The sequence below is a fragment of the Actinophytocola xinjiangensis genome (assembly GCF_001921215.1).
In the GTDB taxonomy this organism is placed as follows: Bacteria; Actinomycetota; Actinomycetes; order Mycobacteriales; family Pseudonocardiaceae; genus Actinophytocola; species Actinophytocola xinjiangensis.
Genome location: NZ_MSIF01000007.1, coordinates 45,518 through 71,195, shown reverse-complemented (window position 1 = coordinate 71,195; position 25,678 = coordinate 45,518). Strand labels below are relative to the sequence as shown.

At 71.6% G+C, this 25,678-nt stretch carries 23 protein-coding genes; 14 read left to right on the top strand and 9 right to left on the bottom strand.

Annotation, left to right across the window (positions count from 1 at the left end; all coding sequences use genetic code 11):
• Positions 1 to 33: 33 nt before the first annotated feature.
• The 6 genes from BLA60_RS16530 (at position 34) to BLA60_RS16505 (ending at position 5,759) form a co-directional block, all read left to right on the top strand.
• Entirely contained in the window at positions 34 to 1,098 is a 1,065-nt protein-coding gene (locus BLA60_RS16530) for an AAA family ATPase (protein WP_075133786.1), read from the top strand.
• 80 nt (positions 1,099 to 1,178) lie between these two features.
• Complete coding sequence (locus BLA60_RS16525) at positions 1,179 to 2,063, top strand: DUF58 domain-containing protein (RefSeq protein ID WP_084735027.1); 885 nt, start codon at positions 1,179 to 1,181, stop codon at positions 2,061 to 2,063.
• A gap of 9 nt (positions 2,064 to 2,072) precedes the next feature.
• Complete coding sequence (locus tag BLA60_RS16520; RefSeq protein WP_075134001.1) at positions 2,073 to 3,056, top strand: VWA domain-containing protein; 984 nt, start codon at positions 2,073 to 2,075, stop codon at positions 3,054 to 3,056.
• Between the two features lie 137 nt (positions 3,057 to 3,193).
• Positions 3,194 to 3,898: a beta-ketoacyl-ACP reductase gene (gene fabG, locus BLA60_RS16515; RefSeq protein ID WP_075133784.1), complete on the top strand. Its 705-nt coding sequence runs from the start codon at positions 3,194 to 3,196 to the stop codon at positions 3,896 to 3,898.
• A 62-nt stretch (positions 3,899 to 3,960) separates the two neighbouring features.
• Positions 3,961 to 4,728 carry an enoyl-ACP reductase FabI gene (gene fabI / locus BLA60_RS16510; protein WP_075133783.1) on the top strand — a complete coding sequence of 256 codons (768 nt, stop codon included), beginning with the start codon at positions 3,961 to 3,963 and terminating at the stop codon, positions 4,726 to 4,728.
• A complete protein-coding gene (locus BLA60_RS16505) occupies positions 4,728 to 5,759 on the top strand; it encodes a ferrochelatase (protein ID WP_075134000.1) in 1,032 nt (343 codons plus the stop codon). Before fabI ends, BLA60_RS16505 begins: the two co-directional genes overlap by 1 nt.
• Here the strand turns inward: BLA60_RS16505 and BLA60_RS16500 are convergent.
• Genes BLA60_RS16500 through BLA60_RS16490 form a run of 3 tightly spaced genes read right to left on the bottom strand, consistent with a single transcriptional unit; the run spans position 5,748 to position 7,748 of the window.
• Positions 5,748 to 6,329, bottom strand: a complete 582-nt coding sequence (locus BLA60_RS16500; RefSeq protein WP_075133782.1) for a hypothetical protein — start codon at positions 6,327 to 6,329, stop codon at positions 5,748 to 5,750. The genes BLA60_RS16505 and BLA60_RS16500 overlap by 12 nt on opposite strands.
• A 9-nt stretch (positions 6,330 to 6,338) precedes the next feature.
• Entirely contained in the window at positions 6,339 to 7,136 is a 798-nt protein-coding gene (locus tag BLA60_RS16495; protein WP_154814397.1) for a hypothetical protein, read from the bottom strand.
• 60 nt (positions 7,137 to 7,196) lie between these two features.
• Entirely contained in the window at positions 7,197 to 7,748 is a 552-nt protein-coding gene (locus BLA60_RS16490) for a YcxB family protein (protein ID WP_075133780.1), read from the bottom strand.
• Between the two features lie 39 nt (positions 7,749 to 7,787).
• On the opposite strand from BLA60_RS16490, the gene BLA60_RS16485 reads away from it, so the two are divergent.
• The 4 genes from BLA60_RS16485 (at position 7,788) to BLA60_RS16470 (ending at position 13,742) form a co-directional block, all read left to right on the top strand.
• Positions 7,788 to 9,002 carry a low temperature requirement protein A gene (locus BLA60_RS16485; RefSeq protein WP_075133779.1) on the top strand — a complete coding sequence of 405 codons (1,215 nt, stop codon included), beginning with the start codon at positions 7,788 to 7,790 and terminating at the stop codon, positions 9,000 to 9,002.
• 52 nt (positions 9,003 to 9,054) lie between these two features.
• Positions 9,055 to 10,461, top strand: a complete 1,407-nt coding sequence (locus BLA60_RS16480) for a sigma 54-interacting transcriptional regulator (protein WP_075133778.1) — start codon at positions 9,055 to 9,057, stop codon at positions 10,459 to 10,461.
• Positions 10,462 to 10,582: 121 nt separating this feature from the next.
• Positions 10,583 to 12,517: a vWA domain-containing protein gene (locus BLA60_RS16475; RefSeq protein WP_075133777.1), complete on the top strand. Its 1,935-nt coding sequence runs from the start codon at positions 10,583 to 10,585 to the stop codon at positions 12,515 to 12,517.
• Positions 12,518 to 12,539: 22 nt separating this feature from the next.
• Positions 12,540 to 13,742, top strand: coding sequence for a nucleotidyl cyclase domain-containing protein (locus tag BLA60_RS16470; RefSeq protein ID WP_154814396.1), 1,203 nt, complete (start codon positions 12,540 to 12,542; stop codon positions 13,740 to 13,742).
• On the opposite strand, the gene BLA60_RS16465 is transcribed toward BLA60_RS16470, so the two are convergent.
• Genes BLA60_RS16465 through BLA60_RS16455 form a run of 3 tightly spaced genes read right to left on the bottom strand, consistent with a single transcriptional unit; the run spans position 13,739 to position 18,231 of the window.
• A complete protein-coding gene (locus BLA60_RS16465; RefSeq protein WP_075133775.1) occupies positions 13,739 to 14,371 on the bottom strand; it encodes a TetR/AcrR family transcriptional regulator in 633 nt (210 codons plus the stop codon). The genes BLA60_RS16470 and BLA60_RS16465 overlap by 4 nt on opposite strands.
• Positions 14,372 to 14,419: 48 nt before the next feature.
• Complete coding sequence (locus BLA60_RS16460; protein WP_075133774.1) at positions 14,420 to 15,367, bottom strand: ABC transporter permease; 948 nt, start codon at positions 15,365 to 15,367, stop codon at positions 14,420 to 14,422.
• The gene (locus BLA60_RS16455) at positions 15,364 to 18,231 is read right to left on the bottom strand and encodes an alpha/beta fold hydrolase (protein WP_075133773.1); all 2,868 of its coding nucleotides are present in this window, start codon (positions 18,229 to 18,231) and stop codon (positions 15,364 to 15,366) included. The genes BLA60_RS16460 and BLA60_RS16455 overlap by 4 nt, the downstream gene beginning before the upstream one ends.
• Before the next feature lie 280 nt (positions 18,232 to 18,511).
• On the opposite strand from BLA60_RS16455, the gene BLA60_RS16450 reads away from it, so the two are divergent.
• Positions 18,512 to 19,534 (top strand): TerC family protein, encoded by a 1,023-nt coding sequence (locus tag BLA60_RS16450; RefSeq protein ID WP_075133772.1) that lies wholly within the window; start codon positions 18,512 to 18,514, stop codon positions 19,532 to 19,534.
• Positions 19,535 to 19,580: 46 nt separating this feature from the next.
• Here the strand turns inward: BLA60_RS16450 and BLA60_RS16445 are convergent, their stop codons facing one another.
• Together BLA60_RS16445 and BLA60_RS16440 are read right to left on the bottom strand one after the other, a co-directional pair.
• Positions 19,581 to 20,222 carry an RES family NAD+ phosphorylase gene (locus BLA60_RS16445; RefSeq protein WP_075133771.1) on the bottom strand — a complete coding sequence of 214 codons (642 nt, stop codon included), beginning with the start codon at positions 20,220 to 20,222 and terminating at the stop codon, positions 19,581 to 19,583.
• A gap of 93 nt (positions 20,223 to 20,315) precedes the next feature.
• A complete protein-coding gene (locus BLA60_RS16440) occupies positions 20,316 to 20,900 on the bottom strand; it encodes a DNA-binding protein (RefSeq protein WP_075133770.1) in 585 nt (194 codons plus the stop codon).
• Between the two features lie 120 nt (positions 20,901 to 21,020).
• Here BLA60_RS16440 and BLA60_RS16435 point away from each other — a divergent pair, with 120 nt between their 5' ends.
• From BLA60_RS16435 to BLA60_RS16425, 3 genes are read left to right on the top strand one after another with little or no spacing between them, the layout of a single operon-like run.
• Complete coding sequence (locus BLA60_RS16435; protein WP_075133769.1) at positions 21,021 to 22,586, top strand: sugar ABC transporter ATP-binding protein; 1,566 nt, start codon at positions 21,021 to 21,023, stop codon at positions 22,584 to 22,586.
• Positions 22,583 to 23,593 carry an ABC transporter permease gene (locus tag BLA60_RS16430; RefSeq protein WP_075133768.1) on the top strand — a complete coding sequence of 337 codons (1,011 nt, stop codon included), beginning with the start codon at positions 22,583 to 22,585 and terminating at the stop codon, positions 23,591 to 23,593. Before BLA60_RS16435 ends, BLA60_RS16430 begins: the two co-directional genes overlap by 4 nt.
• 30 nt (positions 23,594 to 23,623) lie before the next feature.
• Positions 23,624 to 24,628: a substrate-binding domain-containing protein gene (locus BLA60_RS16425; RefSeq protein WP_075133767.1), complete on the top strand. Its 1,005-nt coding sequence runs from the start codon at positions 23,624 to 23,626 to the stop codon at positions 24,626 to 24,628.
• 17 nt (positions 24,629 to 24,645) lie between these two features.
• Here the strand turns inward: BLA60_RS16425 and BLA60_RS16420 are convergent, their stop codons facing one another.
• Entirely contained in the window at positions 24,646 to 25,638 is a 993-nt protein-coding gene (locus BLA60_RS16420; protein ID WP_075133766.1) for a LacI family DNA-binding transcriptional regulator, read from the bottom strand.
• Positions 25,639 to 25,678: the final 40 nt, after the last annotated feature.

Below are 25,678 nucleotides of genomic sequence, written 5' to 3'. Positions count from 1 at the left end.
TGGCGAAGTGACGTTTCACGAGGAGGTTGGTCTGTGACCGAGCCGGCGGAGTCGGTGAACGGGAACGAGGCGAGTACGCCCGCACGCGACGGCCAACTGCTCGAGCGCACCGTGTTCGAGGTCAAGCGGGTCATCGTCGGCCAGGACCGGCTGGTCGAGCGGATGCTCGTCGGGCTGCTGTCCCGGGGGCACCTGCTGCTGGAGGGTGTGCCCGGCGTGGCCAAGACGCTGGCCGTGGAGACCTTCGCCAAGGTCGTCGGCGGGACGTTCACGCGCGTGCAGTTCACCCCCGACCTCGTGCCGGCCGACATTCTCGGCACCCGCATCTACCGGCAGGGCAGCGAGAAGTTCGACGTCGAGCTGGGCCCGGTGGTGGCCAACTTCGTGCTCGCCGACGAGATCAACCGCGCCCCGGCCAAGGTGCAGTCGGCGATGCTGGAGGTGATGGCCGAGCGGCACGTGTCCATCGGCGGCCAGACCTTCCCGATGCCCGACCCGTTCCTCGTGCTGGCCACCCAGAACCCGATCGAGAACGAGGGCGTCTACCCGCTGCCCGAGGCGCAGCGCGACCGCTTCCTGTTCAAGATCATCGTCGACTACCCGTCGGCCGAGGAGGAACGGGAGATCGTCTACCGGATGGGCGTCACGCCCCCGGAGCCCCAGCAGGTCCTCAGCCCGGCCGAGCTGGTCCGGCTCCAGGACGTCGCCTCCCGGGTGTTCGTGCACCACGCGCTGGTCGACTACACCGTGCGGGTCGTGCTCGCCACCCGCACCCCGCTCGAACACGGCCTCGGTGACGTCGCCGGCTGGGTCGCCTACGGCGCCTCGCCGCGCGCCAGCCTGGGCATCATCTCCTCCGCCCGCGCGCTGGCCCTGGTCCGCGGCCGCGACTACGTGCTGCCCCAGGACGTCGTCGACGTGGTGCCCGACGTGCTGCGCCACCGCCTCGTGCTCTCCTACGACGCCCTCGCCGACGGCGTCCCGCTCGACCACATCGTCTCCCGCGTGTTGCAGACCGTGCCTCTGCCGCAGGTCACCGCCCGGCCCCAGTCGGGTGGTGTGCAGCCGCCGCCGGTCGGGGTGGCCGGCATGCCGTGAGCAAACAGCCAGCGACCACGAAGAAGCCGGCCGAGCCGGACCGCCCGGGCTGGGCACCGCCGATCCTGCGGGGCGAGCGGATGGAGCACGGCCTGCGGCTGCTGGAGCTGGACGTGCGCCGGCGCCTGGACGGGCTGTTGCAGGGCAACCACCTGGGCCTGGTCCCCGGCCCCGGCTCCGAACCGGGGGAGGCCCGCACCTACCAGCCCGGCGACGACGTGCGCCGGATGGACTGGGCGGTCACCGCGCGCACCACGATCCCGCACATCCGGGAGACCGTCGCCGACCGCGAGCTGGAGACGTGGATCGTCGTCGACCTGTCCGGCAGCCTGTTCTTCGGCACGGCGGCGTGCGAGAAGCGCGACCTCGCCATCGCCGCGACCGCCGCGATCGCCCACCTCACCGGGGGCGGCGGCAACCGGCTGGGCGCGATCATCGCCACCGGCGAGAAGACCACCCGCATCCCGCCGCGCGGCGGGCTCGCGCACGCCAGGAGCCTGATCCGCACGGTCGCCGAGACCCCGCGCGCGCCGGAGGGGGTGCGCGGCGACCTCGCCGACGCCCTCGAACAGCTGCGCCGGCCGCCGCGCCGGCGCGGGCTGGCCGTGGTGGTCTCCGACTTCCTCGGCGACCCCGACTGGCAGCGTCCGCTGCGCGCGCTGTCCACCCGCCACGACCTGATCGCGGTCGAGGTGGTCGACCCGCGTGACGTCGACCTGCCCGACGTCGGCACCGTGGTGCTCGCCGACCCGGAGTCCGGGCGTCAGCGCGAGGTGCACGCGTCGCCGTTGCTGCGCAAGGAGTTCGCGGCGGCGGCGGCCGAGCACCGGGAGAGGGTGGCGGCCGGGGTGCGCCGGGCCGGCGGCGGGCACCTGGTGCTGCGCACCGACTCCGACTGGATCGCCGACACCGTGCGGTTCGTCGTCGCCCGCAAACGGCGCTGGTCCGGGGGAGGGGTGGCCTGAGTGTTCAACCTGAGCCTGCGCAACTTCACCGCGCCCTGGTGGTTCCTGCTGCTGATCGTGGTCGCCGCGATCGGCGTTGGCTACGTCGTCGTCCAGCGGACGCGCCGCAAACGCACGCTGCGCTTCGCCAACCTGGAGCTGCTGGAGAAGGTCATGCCGGCGCGGCAGGGCTGGGTGCGCCACGTGCCGCCGATCGTGCTGGTCATCGCGCTGATGCTGCTGACCACGGCGATGGCCGGGCCGACCGCCGAGCAGCGGGTGCCGCGCAACCGGGCGACGGTGATGCTGGTGATCGACGTGTCGTTGTCGATGGAGGCCACCGACGTCCAGCCGACCAGGCTGGCCGCCGCGCAGGACGCCGCCAAGGACTTCGTCACCGGCCTGACGCCGGGGATCAACCTGGGCCTGATCGCCTTCGCCGGCACGGCCACCGTGCTGGTCTCGCCGACGACCGACCGCGAGGGCGTGGCCAACGCCATCTCCAACCTGCGGCTGGCCGAGTCGACGGCCACCGGCGAGGCGATCTTCGCCGCGTTGCAGGCCATCGACGGTTTCGCCCAGGTGATCAGCGGTGTCGAGGGCGCCCCGCCGGCCCGCGTGGTGTTGATGACCGACGGCAAGCAGACCATCCCCACCGACGACGGCGACGACCCGCGCGGGGCGTTCACCGCGGCGCGGGCGGCGGCCGACGCGGAGGTCCCGGTGTCCACGATCTCCTTCGGCACCGAGACCGGTCAGGTGACGATCGACGGCAAGACCCAGCCGGTGCCGGTGGACGACGAGTCGATGCGCGAGATCGCCCGGCTCTCCGGCGGCGAGTTCTACCGGGCGGCCACCGCCGACCAGCTGCACCGGGTCTACGACACGCTCGGTGAACAGATCGGGTACGAGACCAAGGACGCCGACGCGAGCCGGCCCTGGCTGATGCTCGGCACGCTGGCCGCGCTCGTGGCGGCCGGCAGCGCGCTGCTGATCGGTCAGCGCCTGCCGTAGAACAGTGACATACCTGCGGGTATGTCAAAAATTTCCGGTTTCGGTTGGCTTGTTGGTTGGCCGGACCGCGCGCAGGGGGCACTGCCGGTGCCGATAACCTTGCGTTCGCAAGTATTCGGTCGTTCCGAGGAGTGGGTGTGGGACGTTCAGTTCTCATTACTGGGGGTAATCGGGGCATCGGCCTCTCCATTGCCCGTGCCTTCGCCGCCCAGGGGGACCAGGTCGCGGTCACCTACCGCGGCAAGCCGCCACCGGAAGGGCTGTTCGGCGCCCGGTGCGACGTGACCGACATGGACCAGGTCGATGCCGCGTTCACCGAGATCGAGCAACACCAGGGACCCGTCGAGGTCCTGGTCTCCAACGCCGGCATCACCGACGACACCCTGCTGATGCGGATGGGCGAGGACCAGTTCACCCGCGTCCTGGACACCAACCTCACCGGCGCCTACCGGGTCGCCAAGCGCGCCAGTCGCGGCATGCTCAAGGCCCGCTGGGGCCGGATGATCTTCATCTCGTCGGTCGTCGGCCTCACCGGCGGCCCCGGCCAGATCAACTACGCCGCCAGCAAGGCCGGCCTCATCGGCGTCGCCCGCTCCATCGTGCGGGAGATGGGCAACCGCAACATCACCGCCAACGTCGTGGCCCCCGGCTTCGTGAGCACCGACATGACCGACGCGGTGTCCGACGAGCGCCGCGAGGTCATCCTGTCCCAGGTGCCGGCCGGTCGCTACGGCCAGACCGACGAGATCGCCGCCGCCGTCACCTTCCTCGCCTCCGACCTCGCCGGCTACATCACCGGCGCCGTGCTCCCCGTCGACGGCGGCCTCGGCATGGGCCACTGAGTGGGCCACTGATCGCGTGACAGACTGGTGCCCTCCGAACTGACCCAACAGGAGGGACGACCGTGACCGGTCTGCTCGAGGGGAAGCGCCTGCTCATCACCGGCGTGATCACCGACGCGTCCATCGCGTTCCACGCGGCGAAGGTCGCCCAGGAACAGGGCGCGCAGGTGGTGCTGACCGGTTTCGGCCGGATGAGCCTGGTGGAGCGGATCGCCAAGCGCCTGCCCGAACCCGCGCCGGTCATCGAACTGGACGTACAGAACGACGAGCAGCTGGCGACCCTGGCCGACCGGGTCCGCGAGCACGTCGACGGCCTCGACGGCGTCCTGCACGCGGTCGCCTTCGCCCCCCAGACCTGCCTTGGCGCGCCGTTCATGGACGCGCCGCGCGCCGACGTGTCCACGGCCGTCGAGGTCTCGGCCTACTCGCTCAAGTCGCTGACCGCCGCCCTGCTGCCGCTGCTCTCGCGCGGCGCGTCGATCGTCGGCATGGACTTCGACGCCCGCGTCGCCTGGCCGGCCTACAACTGGATGGGCGTGGCGAAGGCCGCCCTGGAGTCGGTGAACCGCTACCTGGCGCGGGAGATGGGCCCGCACGGCATCCGCGTCAACCTGGTCTCCGCCGGCCCGCTCAAGACCATGGCCGCCAAGTCCATCCCCGGCTTCGGTGATCTGGAAGGCGGCTGGGACCAGCGCGCGCCGCTGGGCTGGGACGCCGAGGACGCCACCCCGGTCGCCCGGTCCATCTGCGCGGTCCTGTCCGACTGGCTGCCCGCCACGACCGGGTCGATGATCATGGTCGACGGCGGTGTGCACGCCCTGGGCCTGTGATGGACGCACTGCTGTGGCTGTCCTTCGGCGGCCCCGACAAGCCGGAGGACGTCCGGCCGTTCCTGGAGAACGTGACCCGGGGCCGGGGCGTTCCCCCCGAACGGCTCGACGAGGTCGAGCACCACTACCAGTCCTTCGGCGGGGTGTCGCCGATCAACCAGCTCAACCGCACGGCCATCGCCGCCACCGAGGCGGCGCTGGCCGAGGCGGGGCTGGAACTGCCGGTGTACTTCGGCAACCGCAACTGGCACCCGCTGGCCGAGGACACCGTCGCGCGGATGGCCGCCGACGGTGTCCGCCGCGCGCTGGTCTTCCCGACCAGCGCCTACGGCGGCTACTCGGCCTGCCGCCAGTACGACGAGGACATCGAACGCGCCCGCGCCTCGGTCGGTGAGGGCGCTCCGGAGCTGGTGAAGCTGCGCCAGTTCTTCGACCACCCGCTGTTCGTGACGGCCTTCGCCGACGCCGTGCGGGCCGCCGCCGCGCCGTTCGACGACTACCGGCTCGTCTTCACCGCCCACTCGGTGCCGCGCTCGGCCGACGCCGCCTCCGGGCCGCCGGCCGAGGGCGGCGCCCGCTACTCCCGCCAGATCGCCGAGGCGTCCCGCCTGGTCGCCGAGGCCGTCGGCGCCGGCGACCACGACGTGGTGTGGCAGTCCCGGTCGGGTCCACCGCAGGTGCCGTGGCTGGAGCCGGACATCCTCGACCACCTGGAGACGTTGCCCGCCCAGGGCGTCCAGGCGGTCGTGGTGTGCCCGGTCGGGTTCGTCAGCGACCACCTGGAGGTGGTCTGGGACCTGGACACCGAGGCCGCCGAGAAGGCCGCCGAACTGGGCCTGGGCTTCGGCCGGGCGAGCTGCCCCAGCGGCGACCCGCGCTTCGCCGAGCTGGTGGTGGAGCTGGTGCGCGAGCACGTGGCGGGGGCGGAGCCGAGGAAGCTCTCGGACTTCCCCGCCGCCGGGTGCACGGTCAACGGCGCCCCGTGCGCCCCCGGCTGCTGCGAATCCCGCCGCCGGCCCTCACCCGCGTAGCAGCAGGTAGGCCTCGCCGCGCGGGGAGAGCCGGTAGCCGACCTCCAGGCTCAGGGTGAGGCCGAGGTTCTTGAGTTTGCGCACGTCCACCTTGAACGGCAGCATCTCGCGGCCGAGCTCCTCGGCCAGGTCGCCGGCGCGCACCGCCGGCCGGCGGCGGATGATGTCCAGAGTGGACTCCGTCCAGGGTCCGATGCCGCTGGCCGCGTCCATCCTGGCCAACCGGCCGCTGATCGCCGCGACGTCCGTCTGGGACAGCGCGTCGTCGGCGGCCAGCAGCGAACGCGGGTCCGGCTCGTCGGTGTGGTGCAGGCGCAACAGGTAGACCGGGTCACCGGCCTCACCGCGCAGGTCGGCCACCGCCTCACCGATCGTGCGATAGCCGGCGGCCAGCGCGTCCGCCCGGCGGATCCGCGACGGCGCGACCCGCTCCACCGCGTCGACCACCACCCGGCCGATCGGCGTGCGGTACACGTTGCCCGGGGTGACCTGGAGCCGCCGCCACCGCCGGAACAGCACGGTGATCGAACCGTCCCGGATCCCCGCGTGCAGCCGCTTCTGGATCAGCACGTCCGCGAACTACACCCGGTCGGCGTGGTCGGACAGCGTGCGCACCGCGTCGGCCACCGCCGCGCACCGGGCGGTACGCACCGCGTGGAACAGCGGCCGCAGCGCCTCCGCGCGCTTGAGCGTCGCCGACGCGGACAACGCGCCACCCGGCTCGTCCTCCATCGCCAGCTCCAGGATCGCGGCGACCTCGGCGGCCCGCTGGATCACCCGCAGCGCCCGCTGCGGCATGCCCGTCGGCCAGCTTCCCTTGGTGCGATCGGCGATCCTGGCCTGGAGCTCCTCGCGGACCCCGGCCCGCTGCTTGGCGACCCCGAGCTCGATCAGCATGCCGGCGGCCACCCGCATCGCCCCGGTCAGCTCGTGCTCGGCCTCGCCCAACGGGACGTTGGGCACCGGCGGCAGCTGGTCGATCTCGAAGACCGTCCAGCGCATGATCCCGGTGTCGACCCGGCCGACCCGCTCCGGCACCAGGCCAAGGCCGTCGAGCACGACGGCCTCGCCGGCTCTGAGCGCCTCGGTCGCGAACGGACTCGGCCCGCCCAGACCGCGCACGTCGCCCGGCACCGGCATGACCAGCCGCGCGCCGTCGACGCCGGCCCGGCGCAGCGAGGCGAGCAGCGTCGCCGGTCCGGCACCGGCCGTACCACGTTCGGGGAGTTCCAGGGAGGTCGCCGACGACTCGTCCGAGGCGACCACCTCGTGCAGTTCGGCCCAGCCCTGCAGGGCATCGAGCACATCATCGGCAGCGGCGGCGCCACTCAACCACGCCGAGGACCACACCGCCATTGTCGCGCTGGGTGATGACACGGCGCTGAGATTACGCGATCGGGGCGATGCCACTTTCGGGGTGGGTGACAACGGATCACGCTACTGTCCGTTGGCCGGTCCGAGACGGCGTCCGAGCAGCTCACGGAACCGCAGCAGCTCCGCCTCGTCGCCGAAGGCCCGCAGCGGCACCGGGAACAGCGCCGTGGCCTCACCCGTCCGCAGCACGAAGCCGCGGCGCGTCTCCAGCCAGCCCGGCATCTCCGACCACCGCAGGTCGCTGTAGGCCGTGCCGTCGATGGTCATCACCCGCAGGGACTGCTCGTCGGCGGTCGCGGTCACCGTGGCCGCCGCGACCGGATTGCGCCGGAACGACGAGTACACCCCGACCACCGGCAGCGCCGCGATCACCGCCGCCGCGACCAGCCCGAACAGGCCGGGAACGGGCTCGCCGAGGATCAGCAGCACCGCCCCGAACACCGCCAGCGCCCCGGCGAACCACGGCGTCCACCGGTAGGTGGGGGTCACCGCCCGCACCGCGTCGCTCCAGTCCGCCGGCACCGGGTTCCACCGCAGCTCCCACTGGCCGTCCTCCTGGGACTCGCCCCGGGACTCCTCCGGACTCTCGTCCTGGTCAGCGTGCTCCTCGGTCATCGTGTCGCCCTCCCTCGACTGTCCTCGCAAACTAGTGCCATGGCACGCCAGTCACGGGTCCGGGTGGAGCGAGTCGGCGAGGCGAGCACCGCGACGACCCTGGAGCTGTTCTTCGACCTGGTCTTCGTGTTCGCGCTGACCCAGGTCACGGCGCTGCTCGCCGAGGACGTGACGGGCCGGGGCCTGGTCAGGGGCCTGCTGCTGATCTCGGTCGTGTGGTGGTGCTGGGTCGGGTACTCGTGGCTGACCAACGTGGTCAAGGCCGACGAGGGCGCCACCCGGGTCACCCTGCTGGTCGGCATGGCCGCCATGTTCCTGCTGGCACTGGCGATCCCCGAGTCCTTCGTGGACCTGCCGGGCGGACTGCCCGGCCCGGTCGTGTTCGCCTTCTCCTACCTGGTGCTGCGCGCCGCGCACCTGGCGCTGTTCTGGGTGATCAGCCGCGAGGACCGGGGCCTGCGCCGGCAGGTGGCGATGTTCGCGCCGACCATGATCGGCGGCACGGTGCTGCTGCTGTTCGCCGCCGAGACCTCCGGCGAGGCCCAGCTGCTGTTCTGGGTGGCGGCCGTGCTCGCCGACTACGGCGGCACGATGATCATCGGCGCGCGGGGCTGGCGCCTCGGCTCGGCCAGGCACTTCGCCGAACGGCACGGGCTGATCGTGATCGTGGCGCTCGGCGAGTCGATCGTGGCGATCGGCGTCGGCGTCACCCACCTGCCGATCTCCTGGCCGATCGTGCTGGCCGCGACCCTGGGTCTCGCGGTGTCGGCCAGCCTGTGGTGGTCCTACTTCGACACCTCGGCACTGGCCGCCGAACACGCCCTGAGCAGGGCCCGGGGCCACCACCGGGTCGCCATGGCGCGGGCCGCGTTCACCTACCTGCACCTGCCGATGATGGCCGGGATCGTGCTGCTCGCGCTGGGCCTGAAGAAGGTCTTGGCCTACGTCGGCGGCGGCGGACACCACACCCTGGCCGACCCGCTGCACGGCGTGCCGCTGCTGGCGATGTACGGCGGCCCGGCGCTCTACCTGGTCGCGCACGTCGCGTTCGCCTACCGCTGCTACCGGGACGTGCGGGTCGTGCGGCTGGTCGCGGCGGCCGTACTGCTCGCGCTGGTGCCGCTGGTGTGGCACCTGCCGGCGCTGGCGAGCCTCGCGGTGCTCAGCGCGGCGCTGGTGGCGCTCAACGTCTTCGAGTCGCTGCGCTGGCGGGCCGCGCGCGACGAGATCCGCCACGGCGAGCACGCCGACTAGCTGGAGCGGCTCCACGTCGACCGGTGGCCGGAGTTTGCGTAGCGTCGGAAAGGTGACAGGACCCGAGAACCTTCCCCGGACCGTGGGGGACCTGCGCGCGGCGGGGTACGAGCCGCGTGACGTGAAGACCGAGATTCGTGAGAACCTGCTGGCCGCGCTGCGCGCCGGCACCAACCCGTGGCCGGGGATCGTCGGCTTCGACCGGACCGTGCTGCCCCAGCTGGAGCGGGCGCTGCTGGCCGGGCACGACGTGGTGCTGCTCGGCGAGCGCGGGCAGGGCAAGACCAGGCTGCTGCGCACCATCGTCGGCCTGCTGGACGAGTGGACCCCGGTGATCGAGGGCGCCGAGCTGGGCGAGCACCCGCTCGACCCGATCACCCCGGCGTCGCGCCGGCGGGCCGAGGAACTGGGCGACGCCCTGCCGGTGGCCTGGCGCCACAGGTCCGAGCGCTACGCCGAGAAGCTGGCCACCCCGGACACCTCCGTCGGCGACCTGATCGGCGACGTGGACCCGGTCAAGGTCGCGCAGGGCCGCAGCCTGGGCGACCCCGAAACCATCCACTTCGGACTCGTGCCGAGGGCGCACCGGGGCATCGTGGCGGTCAACGAGCTGCCCGACCTGGCCGAACGGATCCAGGTGGCGCTGCTCAACGTCATGGAGGAGCGCGACATCCAGGTCCGCGGCTACACGCTGCGGCTGCCGCTGGACGTGCTGCTGGTCGCCACGTCCAACCCGGAGGACTACACCAACCGCGGCCGGATCATCACCCCGCTCAAGGACCGCTTCGGCGCCGAGGTGGTCACCCACTACCCGCTGACCGTGGCCGCCGAGGTCGACGTGATCAAGCAGGAGGCCCAGCTGCTGGCCGAGGTCGGCGACCCGCTGCTGGAGGTGCTGGCCCGGTTCGTGCGCAACCTGCGCGAGTCCTCGGCCATCGACCAGCGCTCCGGGGTGTCGGCCCGGTTCGCCGTGGCCGCCGCCGAGACCGTGTCGGCGGCCGCGCTGCGCCGCTCGGCGCTGATCGGGGAGGACCCGCCGATCGCCCGCCCGATCGACCTGGAGTCGGTGCCCTCGGTGCTGCGCGGCAAGTTGGAGTTCGAGTCCGGCGAGGAGGGCCGGGAGATCGAGCACCTGGTGCACCTGTTACGCCGCGCGGTCGCCGAGACCGCGAAGGACAAGTTCGCCGGCCTGGACCTCAAGCCGCTGGTGGACGCCGTCGTGGACGGTCACCTGGTGGCCACCGGCGAACGCGTCCCTGGCACCGAGGTCCTGGAGGCCCTGCCGGAACTGCCGGTCCTGCACGAGGTCGCCACCCGCCTCGACGTCCGCGCCACCGACCCGCCCGGCCGCATCGCCGCCGCCGTCGAACTGGCCCTGGAGTCCCTCTACCTGCGCCGCCGCCTCGCCAAGGACTCCGACGACGGCGCCGGCGGCCTGATGACGGTCTACGGGCCATGAGGAGCGAGAGCGCAGCCGCGTGCGCCGTCTGGACTGACGAGCAGCGCAGGCGCGTCAGCGCCGAGCAGCGCAGGAGGGAAGACGGCGTGTTAGCGGCGGAGCGAAGCGACCAGGAGGCACAGTGAGCCGGTTCGCCTACGGGCCCTGGCATGACGGGCCGGATCCGTTGGCGCCGCCGGTGGACCTGCGGGAGGCGCTGGACGCGATCGGCGGCGACGTCATGGACGGGCGTTCGCCCCGCTCGGCGCTGGAGGAACTCCTGCGCCGAGGCACCCCCACCACCTCCGGGCTCGACGAGCTGACCCGGCGGCTGTGGGAGCGCCGCGCCAGCATCCAGCGCCGGCACAACCTCGACGGCACCCTGCGCGAGGTGCGCGAACTCCTCGACCGGGCGCTGCGCGCGGAGAAGACCGCGCTGTTCCCCGACCCCGACGACGACGCGCGTTTCCGCGAGGCCCAGCTCGACGCCCTGCCCTCCGGCACCGCCGCCGCCGTCCGCGAGCTGGCCGAGTACGACTGGCGCTCCGACGAGGCCCGCGAGTCCTACCGCCGGATCCAGGACCTGCTCGGCCAGGAGCTGATGGAGTCGCGGTTCCAGGGCATGAAGGACGCCCTGTCGTCGATGTCCCCCGAGGACACCGAGCGGATCCGCCGGATGATGGCCGACCTCAACGAGCTGCTGCTCTCGCACCTGCGCGGCGAGGACACCACCGCCCGGTTCCAGGACTTCATGCGCCAGCACGGCGAGTTCTTCCCGGAGAACCCGCGCACCACCGAGGAACTGGTCGACGCGCTGGCCCAACGCGCCGCCGCCGCCCAACGGATGATGAACTCGATGTCCGAGCAGCAGCGCGCCGAACTCGCCGAGCTGATGGGCAACGCCTTCGGCGACCCGAGGCTCGTCGAGCAGATCGCCTCGCTGGACGCGAACCTGCGCGCGCTGCGGCCCGGCGAGGACTGGACCGGGTCGGCCCGCTTCCGGGGCAACCAGCCAATGGGTCTGGGTAAGGGCGCGCAGGCGATGGCCGACCTCGCCGAGATCGACGCGCTGGCCGAGCAACTCGCCCAGTCCTACCCGGGCGCCCGGCTGGAGGACATCGACCTGGAGGCGCTGGAACGCCAGCTCGACGAGGACGCGTCGGTCGACGCCCGCCGCCTGGCCGAGCTGGAACGTGAGCTGCGCGCCCAGGGCCTGCTGGAACGCGCCCCCGACGGCTCGCTGCGCCTGTCGCCCAAGGCGTTGCGCCGGCTGGGGCAGACCGCGCTCAAGGACGTTCTCAACGCCGCCCGCGACCAGGGTCAGCGCGACTCCCGCCAGGCCGGCGCGGCCGGCGAACCCACCGGCGCCACCCGTCCGTGGCAGTTTGGCGACACCGAACCCTGGGACGTGCCACGCACGGTCCGCAACGCGGTGCTGCGCACCGCCTCGACGGGTCCGGTGTCACTCGATGTGGTGGATGTTGAGGTCACGGAAACCGAGCAGCGCGCGCGGGCCGCCGTGGCCCTGTGCGTCGACACGTCCTGGTCGATGGTGCAGGACCACCGGTGGGTGCCGATGAAACGCACCGCGCTGGCCCTCCACCAGCTGATCACCACCCGCTTCCGCAACGACGCCCTCCAGCTCGTCACCTTCGGCCGGCACGCCCGCACCGTCGACCTCGCCGAACTCGTCGGCCTGGAAGGCGTCTGGGAACAGGGCACCAACCTGCACCACGCGCTGCTGCTCGCCGGCCGCCACCTGCGCAAACACTCCGACGCGCAGCCCGTCGTGCTGGTGGTGACCGACGGCGAGCCGACCGCCCACCTGGAACGCGACGGCGAGGCCGAGTTCAGCTACCCGCCGCTGCCGGTGACCCTGCGCAAGACCGTCGCCGAGGTCGACGCGCTGGCCAGACTCGGCGCGTCGGTGTCGGTGTTCATGCTCGGCGATGACCCGAAACTGGAGGAGTTCGTCCGGCTGATCGCCCGCCGCAGCGGCGGCCGGGTGGTGAATCCCGACCTCGACGGACTCGGCGCGGCCGTGGTCGGCGACTACCTGCGCTCCAGAAGGGTGTGATCACCGGCCTAGAGTGAGGGCCGTGGCGTTCGGCCAAGGACACACCTACGACAACGTCTACCTCCTGGTGGTGGACGCGTCCGGCTACTCCAGCGTCGTGGCGCACAACCCGCTCGACCGCGCGGCCCACGCGTTCGACCTGCTGCGGGAACGCACGGTGGCCAGGGTGCACGCGCTCGCCGCCGAACTGGGCTGCGCGCGGGCCGACCTGTGGTCCTGGCGCGGCGACGGCGGGATGCTCGCCATCCACGACGAGAGCGAGAGCGTCGCCCGCGACGTCGCCCTCGGCGCCGCCCGCGACCTGCTGCGGGTGGACCTGCCGGCGGTGCGCGCCGAACTCGCCGACACCGAGCTGCGCGGCGAACTGCGGCTGCGGGTCGCCGTCCACAAGGGCACCATCCGCTACGGCGAGCCCGGCGCCACCGGCGCCATCCACTCGCCGGTGATCAACCTCGCCGCGCACCTGGAGGAGCTGACCCCGGCGGACTGCCTGGCCGTGTCCGAGGCCGTCCACCGGGTCGCCGGCCCGCACGCCGACCACTTCGAGCTGGTCGGCGCGCACGAGGGCAGCAACGTCTACCTGATGACCTCCTCCGGTTCGGCCTCCGACGCCCGCCGGGCGTGGCTCGCGACCACCGGCCTGGCCGGCAGCCGCCCGGTCTTCGCCCAGCCGCAGCGCCCCAGCCAGCTGGAGAAGGTGCGGCTGGTACGCGCCGCCCGCACGGACGTCATCGACTCGGGGACCGCGCTGCGGACCTCGTCGGGCTACCTGACCACCGCCGAACGCCCCGCGCACTACCGCGACGCGGTGCTCGCGTTCCTCGCCAGGGGCGGGACCTACCGCTGTGTGCTGCTCGACCCGGACTGCGCGGCCACCGCCACCCTCGCCGACTACCGCGGCGAGGACCTGCCCGCGAAGATCCACAACTCGGTGACCGCGTTCGGCCTGTTCAAGCAGCGCCACGGTGCGGTGACCGACAACCTGCACGTCTACCAGACCCGCGCGTTCCCCGGCTTCGCCGCCATCGCCGTCGACCTGACCTCGGCCGACGCCATGGTCCTGTACTCGCCCTACCTGATGACCATGAAGATCCCCGGCATCCACGTCGAGCACGGCGACTCGCCGCACTACCTGGCGACCACGTCGTCGGGCCGGCTGCTGCCCGACCTCGTCGGACTCCTCCAGGCCGTCGTCGACCCGTCCGCGCTGCGCCGGGTCCTCTAGGAGCTGGTGGTCAGGCGGCGCATCAGGTCACCGAGCTGCTCGGCGTAGCGCTCGACGACCTCCGGCGCGCTGGCCTCCGCGCCGAACAGGGCCCGCGCCAGCTGCGGGTAGACGGCCAGCGCGTTGGCCGCGCTCATGCCGATGAGCAGCAACGCGGCCGGGTCGACGCTCTGGTCGAGTTCGCCCTGCTGGCGGCGCCGCGCCAGCGCCTCCACCTCCTGCCGCAGGCGCAGGTCACGGCGCAGCGACTCGGGGCTGTCCTCACCGGTGTCGGCCAGGCCCTCCCAGGCCAGCAGCCGCGCCCCGAGCTTGGGGTCGACACTGGTCCGCACGTACTGCCTGATCATCTCGACGAACTCGAGGTCCTCGGGGACCGCGCGGGCCTCGTCGGTGCGCCAGCGGCGCCCGATCTCCCGGTACAGGCCCAGCTTGCCCTCGAAGTGGTAGGCGATGAGCTGCTGGTTGACCCCGGCCCGCGCGGCGATCCCGGACACCCGCGCACCGGCGAAACCCTTGGCGGAGAACTCCTCGATGGCCGCCTCGATGATCCGCGCCCTGGTCCGCTCGGGGTCCCGCTGACGCTGCGTGGGCGCCGGCGTGTGCCGGCGCCCCGTGGCGTCCTCGGTCACGAAGTGACGTCCCTGATCCCGGTCACGACGTGACGCCCCTGATCCCGGTCACGATGTGACGTCCTTGGTCCGGAAGCGCCGCGCGGCCAGCAGACCGAACAGCGCCCCGTACGCGATCGCCGAGAACGCGCCGGCCGCCATGTTCGACCAGTCGATGTCGGTGGAGATCAGGTCCGACCAGGCGAACGCGTAGTGCGTCGGCAGGTAGTCCCGCAGGCCCTCCAACGCCGTGATCTGGTCGAGGATCTGCGACAGGATCGCCACCAGGACCGTGCCGCCGACCGCGCCGAGCGGCGCGTCGGTCGACACCGTCAGGAACAACGCCAGGCCGGCCACCCACAGCAGGTGGATCGCCAGGTAGACGACGGTGAACAGCAACGCGAGCATCGAGTCCTCGAACGAGATCGCGTCGCCGGTCGGGCTCACCGCCTCGCCGGTGCCGTAGAAGATCACGCCGACCAGCAGCGACATCGCCGGCAGCAGGATCACCGCCAGCAGCGACAGCAGCCCGGAGGTGATCGCCTTCTGCCGCATCAGCCGGTGCCGGGGGACCGGCATGGCCAGCAGGTACTTCAGGCTCGACCAGGACGCCTCACTGGCGATCGTGTCCCCGAAGAACAACGCGACGATCATCGGCAGCAGGAAGCTGGACACCGCGAACAGCACGAACACCACGAAGTTCGGTGCGCTGGAGGTCGCCAGGTCGACGAACCCGCCCGACCGCTGCCCGGTGGCCTCGGTGCCGAACTCGAAGGCCGCCCACAGGATCCACGGCAGCAGCAGCAGGAAACCCAGCACCAGCTGCACCCGCCGGCGCCGCAACTGCCGCGCCAGCTCCACCCGCAACCGCAGCGTCCGCCGCGCCTTGTACCCGACGACCGACCCGTCGGGGGCGACCTCGACCTTCTCGTGCGCCGCCGCGTCCGTCAGCTGCGCCAGCGCCGCCGGATCGGTGTGGACGTCGTGGTCGGCCTCGTGGCTGTCGGTGGGGCTCACTGGTTTTCTCCTACGAGCTGGAGGAACGCGTCTTCCAGGCGGCGCCTCGGGCCGGCCTGCTCGACCGCCACCCCGGCCCTGACCAGCGTGGCCAGTGCCTCGGCGCGGGGCAACCCGTTCAGGTCGGCGTGCACCAGCGGACCGTCGACCACCACGTCGTGGACACCGTCGGACTCGCGCAGCACGTCGGCGGCCTGGGTCGGCTGGTCGACCCGGAACGTCGCCTCGCTGGCGCCGCCGACGATCGCCTCCACCGGCCCGCTCGCGACGAGCTTGCCGTGGTGCATCACGACCACGTGGTCACAGGTCTGCTCGACCTCGGCCAGCAGGTGCGAGGACACCAGCACGGTGCGCCCGGCCGCCGCGTAACGCTGCAGGACCTCACGCATCTGGTGGATCTGGGGCGGGTCGAGCCCGTTGGTCGGTTCGTCGAGTACCAGCAGGTCCGGCAGGCCGAGCATCGCCTGGGCGATCGCCAGCCGCTGGCGCATGCCCTGGCTGTAGGTGCGGACCCGCCGGTGCACGGCGTCACCGAGACCGGCGATCTCCAGCGCCTCGGCGAGATGCGCCTTGTCCGCCGGGCGGCCGGTCGCCGCCCAGTACAGCTCAAGGTTGGCCTGCCCGGACAGGTGCGGCAGGAACCCGGCACCCTCCACGAACGAGCCGATCCGGGACAGCACCGGCGCACCGGAGTACACGTGGTGGCCGAACACCCGGATGTTGCCGTCGGTCGGCTGGATCAGCCCCATCAGCATCCGCAGCGTCGTCGTCTTGCCGGCGCCGTTGGGGCCGAGCAGCCCCAGCACCTGCCCGCGCTCCACCCGGAACGACAGGTCGTTGACCGCCTTGAGACCACCGGGGTAGGACTTCGACAGGTTCTCGATCACCAGCGGCACGTCGTCCAGCGCCGGGTCGTGGTCGACCGCGCGCCGCCGCCGGATCGCCCCGACGATCGTCACCAGCACCACCAGCCCGAGCACCACGGCGATCCCGATCAGCGGGCCGGCCGGCGGGCCGGAGTCCGAGCGGGTGCCGGAGACCACCGGCGCCTCGACGGCGTCCGCTCCCTCGACCAGCGAGATCGTGTAGGCCGCCGCCTCCGGCGGGGTCGCGTAGGCCTGGTCGGTGGTGCTGACCACCAGTTCGATCCGCCGGTCGGTCTCGATCGGCCGCACGATGCCCGGCAGCGTCACGGTCACCTCGACCGGGCTGCCGTCGGCCGGTAACTCCGGGATCCGCAGCGGCGAGACGGCCGAGCCGGGCAGCACCCGCACCCCGTCGGCACCGACGTCGTAGAGCTTCGCGAACAGCACCGCGCCGTCCCGCGCCGGTGCGCCCGGCACCGCCGAGACCCGCAGCCGCACGGTCGACGAGCCGGCGATCAGCAGCTGGTTCTCCAGCGGCCGGCTGGCGAACCGCGCCGCCTGACCCGGCAGGTCGATCGCCAACCGGCCGGCCAGCCGCGACGAACTGCCGATCACCGCGCCGAGACCCGGCATGTTGCTCACCGAGGCGGGGTTGCCGCCCGGCGGGTTGATGATCGTCTGTTCCGGGCCGTAGACCCGGACCTGGCGCCGCTCGGTCGAGGTCCCGTCGACGCCCGGATAGGTGCCGGTGGAGACCGTCCGCACCGACGGCGCGCCCTGCACCCGCAGCGCGCCCTGCACGGCGTACTCGAACCCGGCGCCCGGGTCGGAACCCTGGCCGCGCAGGTGGAAGTCGAACCAGTCGGCGATCGTGGAGCGCAGCTCCGGGCCGGGCTTGCCGCCGTCGTGCCCGCCGGTGTACCAGATGACCCGGACCTTGCCGCCGGCCTCGCTGATCTGCCGGGCGGTCGCGTCGGCCTGGTCGAGCCCGAACAGGGTGTCCTGCTCGCCCTGCACCAGCAGTGTCGGTGCGGTGATGTTGCCGGTGACCGTGGCGGGGGAGACCGAGCGCAGCAGGTCGATGGTCTGCTGGCTGGCCTTGCCGGTGGTGGCGACCTCGGCGTACGCGGCACAGAAGTCCTGACGGAACTTGCCGCACGGGTCGCCGACGTCGATGTTGCCGCCCGACGGGCCGCCGCCACCGCCGCCCTGCGCGGCGTCCCCCTCTGGCATCTCGGTCGGTGCCCCGCCCGGGTTGGTCGGCGCGTCGGCGTCGTCGTCCTCGTCGCCGGCCTCGACCGCGTCGGTGCTCGGGTCCAGTCCGGACCCGCCGACCCCGGCGGCGAAGAAGATGCCGGCCCAGGACCGTTTGAACACGCCGTCGGCGGCGAAGGCGTTGGCCGCCGGGGTGTCGGGCACCGGGCCGGTGGTCGCCGAGTTGGGGAGCAGCGCCTGGCTCAGGTCGTTGTAGGTGATGGTCGGGGCGATGGCGTCGACCCGGTCGTCGGTGCCGGCCAGCAGCAGCGACAGCGCGCCGCCGTAGGAGCCGCCGGTGACACCGACCTTCGGGTCGCCCTCGGCGTCGGTGGACACCTCGGGTTGTTCGGCCAGCCAGTCGACCAGCGCCTTGGCGTCGGCGACCTCGGCGTCCGGGGAGTTCAGCGCGATCTCCCCGGAGCTGCGCCCGAAGCCGCGGGCGGAGTAGGTCAGCGCGACGAACCCGCGCTGGGCGAGTTCCCTGGCGTCTTCCTCGACACTGTCCTTGCTGCCCCCGAACCCGTGCGCGACGATCACCGCGGGCGCGGGAGTGCGCTCCGGCAGGTAGACGGTCGAGTCGAGACGGATGCCGTCGTCGGCGCCGGTGAGGATCTCGTCCCGGGTGTGGACGGCGGGGGGTTCGTCGCCGCTGTTGAGCCAGACGAGGCCGCCGACGGCCACGACGGCGGCTGCCAGCCCGAGCGCGAGCCAGCGCAGGACGGAACGGGAGATTCGGGGCACGGCAAGACCGTATGCGACCGAACCTGAGAGTAGCTGAGAGCCCCCGGGGCGTGGCCGGACCGATTCGTCCTCAATGTCCGCAAATGTGATCTACGCCAAGTTGCGTCGACTGGTGTGCCGGCGATCAGCACGGGACAATGGGCCGAGTTGTGGAGGGGAGTATTCCTTCGCGTCGGCGTCGTCAACACGGATCCCCTGCGGAACCCGGCGCCGGCGGCCAGCATGAGCCTGGCGGGAGAGACCTCCGGTCGTCAACGCCGTTGGACCGGAGGTTCACTGTATGAACGTGCCCGTTTGGATTTGGTTTGCCACGATCGCGGGGCTGATCGTGCTGCTGGTCATCGATCTGGTGATCGTCGACCGCAAGCCGCACGAGGTCGGTGTCGGCGAGGCGGCCAGGTGGGTGACCTTCTACGTCGCCTGCGCCGTGCTGTTCGGCATCGGCATCTGGATCTTCTCCGGCGGGACCTACGCCGGGGAGTACTTCGCCGGGTACATCACCGAGTACTCGCTCTCGGTCGACAACCTGTTCATCTTCCTGGTGATCATGTCGGCGTTCAAGGTGCCACCGATCCACCAGCACAAGGTCCTGCTGATCGGCATCGTGCTCGCCCTGATCCTGCGCGGCATCTTCATCGCGGTCGGCGCGGCGGCGATCTCCCAGTTCAGCTGGGTGTTCTACGTGTTCGGCGTCTTCCTGGTGTACACCGCCGTCAAGCTGTCCAAGTCCAACCTCGGCCACGACGACGACGAGAACTACGAGGAGAACAAGGTCACCAAGTGGGCCCGCAAGCTCTTCCCGGTGACCGACGAGTACCAGGACGCCAAGATCTTCACCAGGATCGACGGCAAGCGCTTCGCCACCCCGATGTTCATCGTGATGATCGCGATCGGCTCGGCCGACCTGATGTTCGCCGTGGACTCGATCCCCGCCATCTTCGGCCTCACCAAGGAAGCGTTCCTGGTCTTCGCCGCCAACGCCTTCGCGCTCATGGGCCTGCGGCAGCTGTACTTCCTGCTGGGCGGGCTGCTCAGGCGCCTGGTGTACCTGTCGATCGGCCTGGCCGTGATCCTCGGCTTCATCGGCGTCAAGATGATCCTGGAAGCACTGCACACCAACACGTTGCCGTTCATCAACGGCGGCGAGCACCTGAACGTGCCGACGGTCGGCATCGAGGTCTCCCTGTCGGTCATCATCGGCGTCCTGGCCATCACGGCCGTGGCCAGCCTGATGAAGACCCGCAAGGACGCCCAGGCTGCGGCGGCCCTCGACACCCCGGCCGACGAGTCCGCCGACAAGTGACGCGCGTGGTCGTGGCCCGGTTTCCCGGGCCACGACCACGGGTGCGTCAGGCGAGGGTGTAGTTGAGGGAGTCGCACACCCGCGACAGCGGCAGGTCGAGGCCGGGGTAGTCGAGCGGGAGCAGGATGTCCGGCTGCGCGGGCAGCGCGTCGGCCGCCGGCGGATCCCACAGGCACACCGCCGGCTCCCCCGAGTCCATCGACGACCGGTACCAGAGCCCGTCCAGGTCCGGGAACGCGGTGCGGATGGCCCGCGCCCAGGCCTGCGTGACCTCCTTGGCGCCACTGCTGATCTCCTGCGACGCCCCGGCCCTCGTCGGCCACAGCCCGGTCAGGTCCAGCAGGCGCAGCGTGCGCTTGGGCCCGAACACCACCAGGTGCGGTCGCCGGGTCGTCCGGTCCACGACCGAGGTCTGCTGGAACACCTCGGCGACGCTGGTCCGCACGGACAACCCGAAGTACAGCACCCCGTGGTCCTGCCCGGCGCCGCCGCCGGGCGGGTGCGGGTCGAACCGCGCGTGCGCCAGCGGGCCGGAGTCGCGGAAGGTGTTCCACCGCTGGTGATGTCGTCCCCCGGCGGAGAACACCCGCACGAGCCGGGTGCCGGAGTGCACGGCGACGATGTCCTCCTGCGGGCGCAGCAACGCCTTCAGTTCACTGGGGGCCGGTGGTGGGGGAAGCCGTGACATCCGTCGACGTTCTCCTGGGCACCGGCATCAAGGACGAGCCAAAGGGTAACCACCTTCGGTCAGGCTCGTGTTCACTTCCCCCCGGAAACGGCCTCAGACAGGCGTTCCCAGGGTTGCCGCGAGGGTGGCGACCCTGGTCGGATCTCCCGCCGCCAGCAGCCAGTCGCGTGGGGTGGTGGGGGTGCCGGTGAGGTCCAGGTCCTCCTGGGGGGTGGTCATGAACGCGGCCACCACCAGCGGGGGCTGGTCGTCGGGGAGGGCGGCCAGGACGAGGTCGAGGCCGGGGAGTACGTCGGTGTTGGTGAACTGCCAGACGGGCAGGCGCCAGCCGGTGCGGTCCTTCCAGCCGGCCAGTCGGCCTTCGGCGAGGCGGTGGCGGATGCGGGAGGGGTCGACGTTGACGCGTTCGGCGGCGCCGGCGACGGTGAGCGCGGTGTCGCGCAGTACGGCGTGGGCGGCGACGGCCTTGGCGCGGGAGTCGCGTTCGCCCTGGTGGCGGGGGGACAGGTCGAGGCCGACCTCGGCGAGTGCGCTGCGCTGGTTGTCGTCGAAGTAGTCGGCCGGGTCCGGGTCGGCGGGGGACAGCTTCCGGGCGGCGTCCTCGACCAGCGTGAGGAACTCGTCGGTGTCGACCCGCAGACCGGCCCGTGCCAGGGCGTTGCGGAGCGAGACGTCCATGCGCCCAGGGTAGCACCCGCGTGCGGGTTCGTGCGCCCGTCCGGGTGCTTGACAGTGTGCTGCGTCACCCCTAGCGTCTGGGTAATCGATTTCTCACGCCCGGCTCGGCGAGAGGGATTCATGGACGACGGTGTCAGCGCGCTGGTCGAGATGACCGGCATCAGCAAGTCCTACGGCGGTGTCCACGCCTGCCGGGACATCGACCTCACGGTGCGCGCCGGCGAGGTGCACGCCCTGCTCGGCGAGAACGGTGCCGGCAAGTCGACCCTGATGAAGGTGCTCTCCGGCGACGTCACCGACCACACCGGCGAGATCCGCGTCGCCGGAGTGCCCCGCCGGTTCGGGGCACCGGTCGACGCCCAACGCGCCGGGATCGCCATGATCCACCAGGAACTCGACCTCGTCCCGGAACTGTCGGTGGCCGAGAACATCTTCCTCGGCCGCGAACCCCGTACCCGATTACGCACGGTCGACCGGCGCGCGATGATCACCATGACCCGGGGCCTGCTCGACCGCTGCGGCGTGCGCCTGGACCCGCGCCGCCCGGTCGGCGCACTGCGCACGGGCGAACAACAACTGGTCACGATCGCCAAGGCGCTCTCCCTCGACGCCCAGGTACTGATCATGGACGAGCCGACCTCCGCGCTCTCCCCGGTCGAGGTCGAGCAGATGTTCACCGTCATCACCGAACTGCGCCGCGCCGGCGCCGGCATCGTCTACATCTCCCACCGCATGGACGAGATCGGCCGGATCGCCGACCGGGCGACCGTGCTGCGCAACGGCGCCGTCGTCGAGGAGTTCGACGCCCGCGAGCTGACCGCCGAACGGGCCGCCGAGGCGATGGTCGGCCGGCCCGTGCAGGCCATGTTCCGCACCCGGGCGGTCGAACCGGGCGAGGAGATCCTGCGCGTGCGCGACCTCGCCCTCACTCCCCGCCGCGCCCGGTCCGGCCGCCGGGAGCCCGACGGGATCTCACTGACCGTGCGCCGGGGGGAGATCGTCGGCGTCGGCGGACTGCTCGGCTCCGGCCGGACCGAGTTGCTGGAGACCCTGTTCGGTGCCGGCCCACCTGGCACCGTGCGCGGCGAGATCCTGCTGCGCGGCCGCCCGGTTCGCCCACGCGGCCCACGCCAGGCACTCGCGCTGGGCCTGGCGTTCGTGCCGGAGGACCGCCGGATCGCCGGCCTGGCGATCGACCACTCCGTGCTGGCCAACACCGTGCTCTCCATCGTGGAACGGATCGCGACCGCCGGCATCGTGCCGCGAGCCCGCGAAACCAGCGCAGCCCGAAGGATCGTCGCCGACCTGAAGGTCAAGGTCGGCTCGATCGGCGACGCGGTCGGCACCCTCTCCGGCGGCAACCAGCAGAAGGTCGTGTTCGGCCGGATGCTGCTGACCGAGCCGCTGTTGCTGCTGCTCGACGAGCCGACCCGAGGGGTGGACGTCGGTGCGAAGGCCGAGATCTACGCCCTGCTCGGCCGGGCCGCCGAGCAGGGCATCGGCGTCCTGCTCGCCTCGTCGGAACCGGCGGAGCTGGTCGGGGTGTGCGACCGGGTCGTGGTGCTCTCGGGTGGACGGTCGGTGCGCGAACTGGACACCAGCCACGCCGGCGAGGCGGAGCTGCTGGCCGCGTCGATGGGCGAGGGCAGCACGGCGATCGCGGTCGACACGGGAGGTGCCGGGTGACGCGGACCGTGCCCCACCGGGGGAGCGGCGGTCGGGTGGTGGCCGCGTTGTTCCGGTTCCAGAGCCTGTTCGGCCTGGTCGCGGTGTTCGTGGTGGCTGTCGTGTTCTCGCCCCGCCACGACGGCGCGCTGCTGTTCCTCGACGGCGACAACCTGTTCAACGTGGTGCGCGCGGTGTCCGAGATCGGCATCATGGCCGTCGGCATGACGTTCGTGATCCTGGTCGGCGGGATCGACCTGTCGGTCGGCGCGGTGCTCGGCCTGGCGGCCGTCGGCTCGGCGGTACTGATGGTCGACAGCGACTTCGGGGTGTTCGCGGCGGTCGCCGTCGTCCTGCTGATCGGCCTGGGTTTCGGGTTCCTGCAGGGGCTGGCGTCAGCCGTCTTCGGAATCCAGGCGTTCATCGTGACCCTGGCCGGGATGCAGATTGCCCGTGGCCTGGCAAGAATCTGGTCAGGCGGCCAAGGCGTGGCGATCGCCTACGGCGACGGTCCGGGTGAGGCGCCGTTGGCGTTCTCACTGCTGGGCGAGCGCACCTTCAACGGCCTGGTCCCGATCCCCGCGCTGATCTTCGCCGTGGTCGCGGTCGTGGCGATCGTGTTCCTCCGAACCAGCGCCTTCTCCCGGCACATGTACGCCATCGGTGGCAACGAACAGGCCGCCAGGCTGTCCGGCGTGCCGGTGACCCGCGTCAAGGTGGCAGTGTTCTGCATCTGCGGCTTCCTTGCCGCACTGGCCGGCATCGTGCACGCCGGCCAGCTCAACCAGGGCAGCCCGAACGACGGCTTCGGCTACGAACTGGACGCGATCGCCGCCGTGGTCATCGGCGGCACCAGCCTGATGGGCGGGCGCGGTTCGGTCACCGGCACCGTGGCCGGCGCCCTGCTGCTGGGTGTGTTGAACAACTTCCTGGGCCTGCACGGTGTCGACCCGAACATCCAACTGCTGGTGAAAGGCCTGGTGATCGTCGTCGCCGCCGGCCTGCAACGTCTGCGACCAGCCGGATAACCCTGCCGTACCAAGGAAAGAGGTAGCGAGATGGCCCAACGCCGTGCCCTGGCGACGGTGTTCGCTCTGGCGCTCACCCTGTCCGCCGCCTGCGGAACGACCAGCGAGAACAGCGGCCAGAACCCACAGCCGGGTGCCGCTGGGGGTGACGCCTGCGCCGGCCCGGACGGCACGTACACGATCGGCATGAGCCAGGCCAACGTGGCCGAACCGTACCGGGAACGCATGGACGACGACATCCGCACGGCGGCGGCCAAGGTCCCCCAGTTCACCGTCGAGTTCGCCGACGCGCAACAGGACAACGCCAAACAGGTCGCGGACGTGGAGAACTTCCTGACCAAGCAGATCGATCTGCTGATCATCAGCCCCAACGAAGCCACTCCGCTGACGTCGGTCGTGGCGAAGGCCTACAACAAGGGAATCCCGGTAATCGTCCTCGACCGCAAGGTGGATGGCGACGCCTACACCACCTGGATAGGCGCCGACAACGTGGAAATCGGCCGCACAGCGGGAAAGTACGTGGCCGAGCAGCTCCTCCCCAACGGCGGCAAGGTAGGCGAACTCCGAGGCCTGGCCGGCTCAACCCCCGCCAAGGAACGCGGCGACGGCTTCCGGGAGGGCATCAGGGGGACGAACATAGACATCGTCACGTCCTCGGACGGCGACTGGCTCCGAGAAAAAGGCCAGGCCCAGGCGGACGCGATGTTCACGGCCAACCCGGACATCGAGGTCGTCTACGCCCACAACGACCCGATGGCCGAAGGCGCCTACCTGGCGGCCAAGGCGGCCGGCAAGGAGAAGTCACTGAAGTTCATCGGCATAGACGGCCTCCCCATCCCGTCCGGAGGCCTGAAAGCGGTGGAACAGGGCCGCCTCTCCGCCACCCTGATCTACCCCACGGCCGGCAACGAGGCGGTGGAGACCGCCAAGCAGCTCCTCATCGACTGCGAGGAGGTCCCCCGCGAACAGACCCTGACCACCGAACTGATCACCATCGACAACGCGGCCACCGTCTACGACGAGGCCAACAGCTGACCCGCCACCCACCACGCTCAACCCCGATGAGAACTTCCACGCTCGATGAGCCGAGCGGCCAGGGTCGTGGTGGTCGCCGCCCTCCCGTTGTCGGCGATCCTGGCCAGCAGCAGCTGTGCCGCCACTGTCCCCATCTCATAAGCCGGTTGGGCGACCACCGTCAGAGGAGGATCGATCAACTCCGCCCACGCGACGTCATCGAACGCGACCACCCCCACCTCCCGCCCCGGCCGCCGCCCGGCTTCCCCCAACGCCGCGAGAACCCCCGTGGCCATCGCGCTGTTGGCCACCAGCAGGGCATCCGGCGACGAGTGCGCCAGCAACTCCGCCGCCGCCTTCCTGGCCCCGGCCGCCCGGAACTCCGTGCGCCGGACCAACCTCGGGCTGGTCCGCACCCCGGCCGCCCGGAGTGCGTCGCGGTAGCCGGAGAGCCGGTCGTCGGCCGTGCGGACGCCGGACGGGCCGGTGACGCAGCCGATCCGGGTGTACCCCTTGGCCAGCAGGTGCTCGGTGGCCTGCCGTGCCGCCAGTCGGGTGTCGACCAGGACCGTGTCGACCAGGCGGTCGGGGAGCGGGCGGTCCACGGCCACCAGCGGCGTGTTCCGGTTGATCAGCAGGTCGGCGTTGCGCACGTCCGGTGTCGGCGACATGATCACGCCGGCCACCCGTTCCTGGATCGCGACGTCGACGTACCGGCGTTCCTTGTCCGCGTTCTCGTCCGCGTTGCACAGCACCACCGAGTAACCGACGGTGTGCGCGACGTCCTCCACGCCCCGCGCGATCGCCGTGAAGAACGGGTTCTCCACATCGCTGATGATCAGCGCCAGGACGGCGGCCTCCTGGCGGCGCAGGTTCCTCGCCGGGCCGTTGGGCTGGTAGCCAAGTTCCTTGGCCGCCGCGAGCACCCTGGCGACCAGCTCCGGATCCACTGTGGACTTGCCGTTCAGCGCCCTGGACACGGTCGCGGTCGAGACGCCGGCCATCGCCGCCACGTCACTGATCGTTGCCACCTGGCCTCGCTTTCCGCCCTCGGACGCAGACCCTACCTGG

Bases quoted from the DNA above. Each gene is read 5' to 3' on its own strand.
- BLA60_RS16525 (WP_084735027.1), top strand. From the start codon at position 1,179: ATGGAGCACGGCCTGCGGCTGCTGGAGCTGGACGTGCGCCGGCGCCTG.
- BLA60_RS16505 (WP_075134000.1), top strand. From the start codon at position 4,728: ATGGACGCACTGCTGTGGCTGTCCTTCGGCGGCCCCGACAAGCCGGAG.
- BLA60_RS16490 (WP_075133780.1), bottom strand. From the start codon at position 7,748: ATGACCGAGGAGCACGCTGACCAGGACGAGAGTCCGGAGGAGTCCCGG.
- BLA60_RS16485 (WP_075133779.1), top strand. From the start codon at position 7,788: ATGGCACGCCAGTCACGGGTCCGGGTGGAGCGAGTCGGCGAGGCGAGC.
- BLA60_RS16450 (WP_075133772.1), top strand. From the start codon at position 18,512: ATGAACGTGCCCGTTTGGATTTGGTTTGCCACGATCGCGGGGCTGATC.
- BLA60_RS16445 (WP_075133771.1), bottom strand. From the start codon at position 20,222: ATGTCACGGCTTCCCCCACCACCGGCCCCCAGTGAACTGAAGGCGTTG.
- BLA60_RS16440 (WP_075133770.1), bottom strand. From the start codon at position 20,900: ATGGACGTCTCGCTCCGCAACGCCCTGGCACGGGCCGGTCTGCGGGTC.
- BLA60_RS16435 (WP_075133769.1), top strand. From the start codon at position 21,021: ATGGACGACGGTGTCAGCGCGCTGGTCGAGATGACCGGCATCAGCAAG.
- BLA60_RS16425 (WP_075133767.1), top strand. From the start codon at position 23,624: ATGGCCCAACGCCGTGCCCTGGCGACGGTGTTCGCTCTGGCGCTCACC.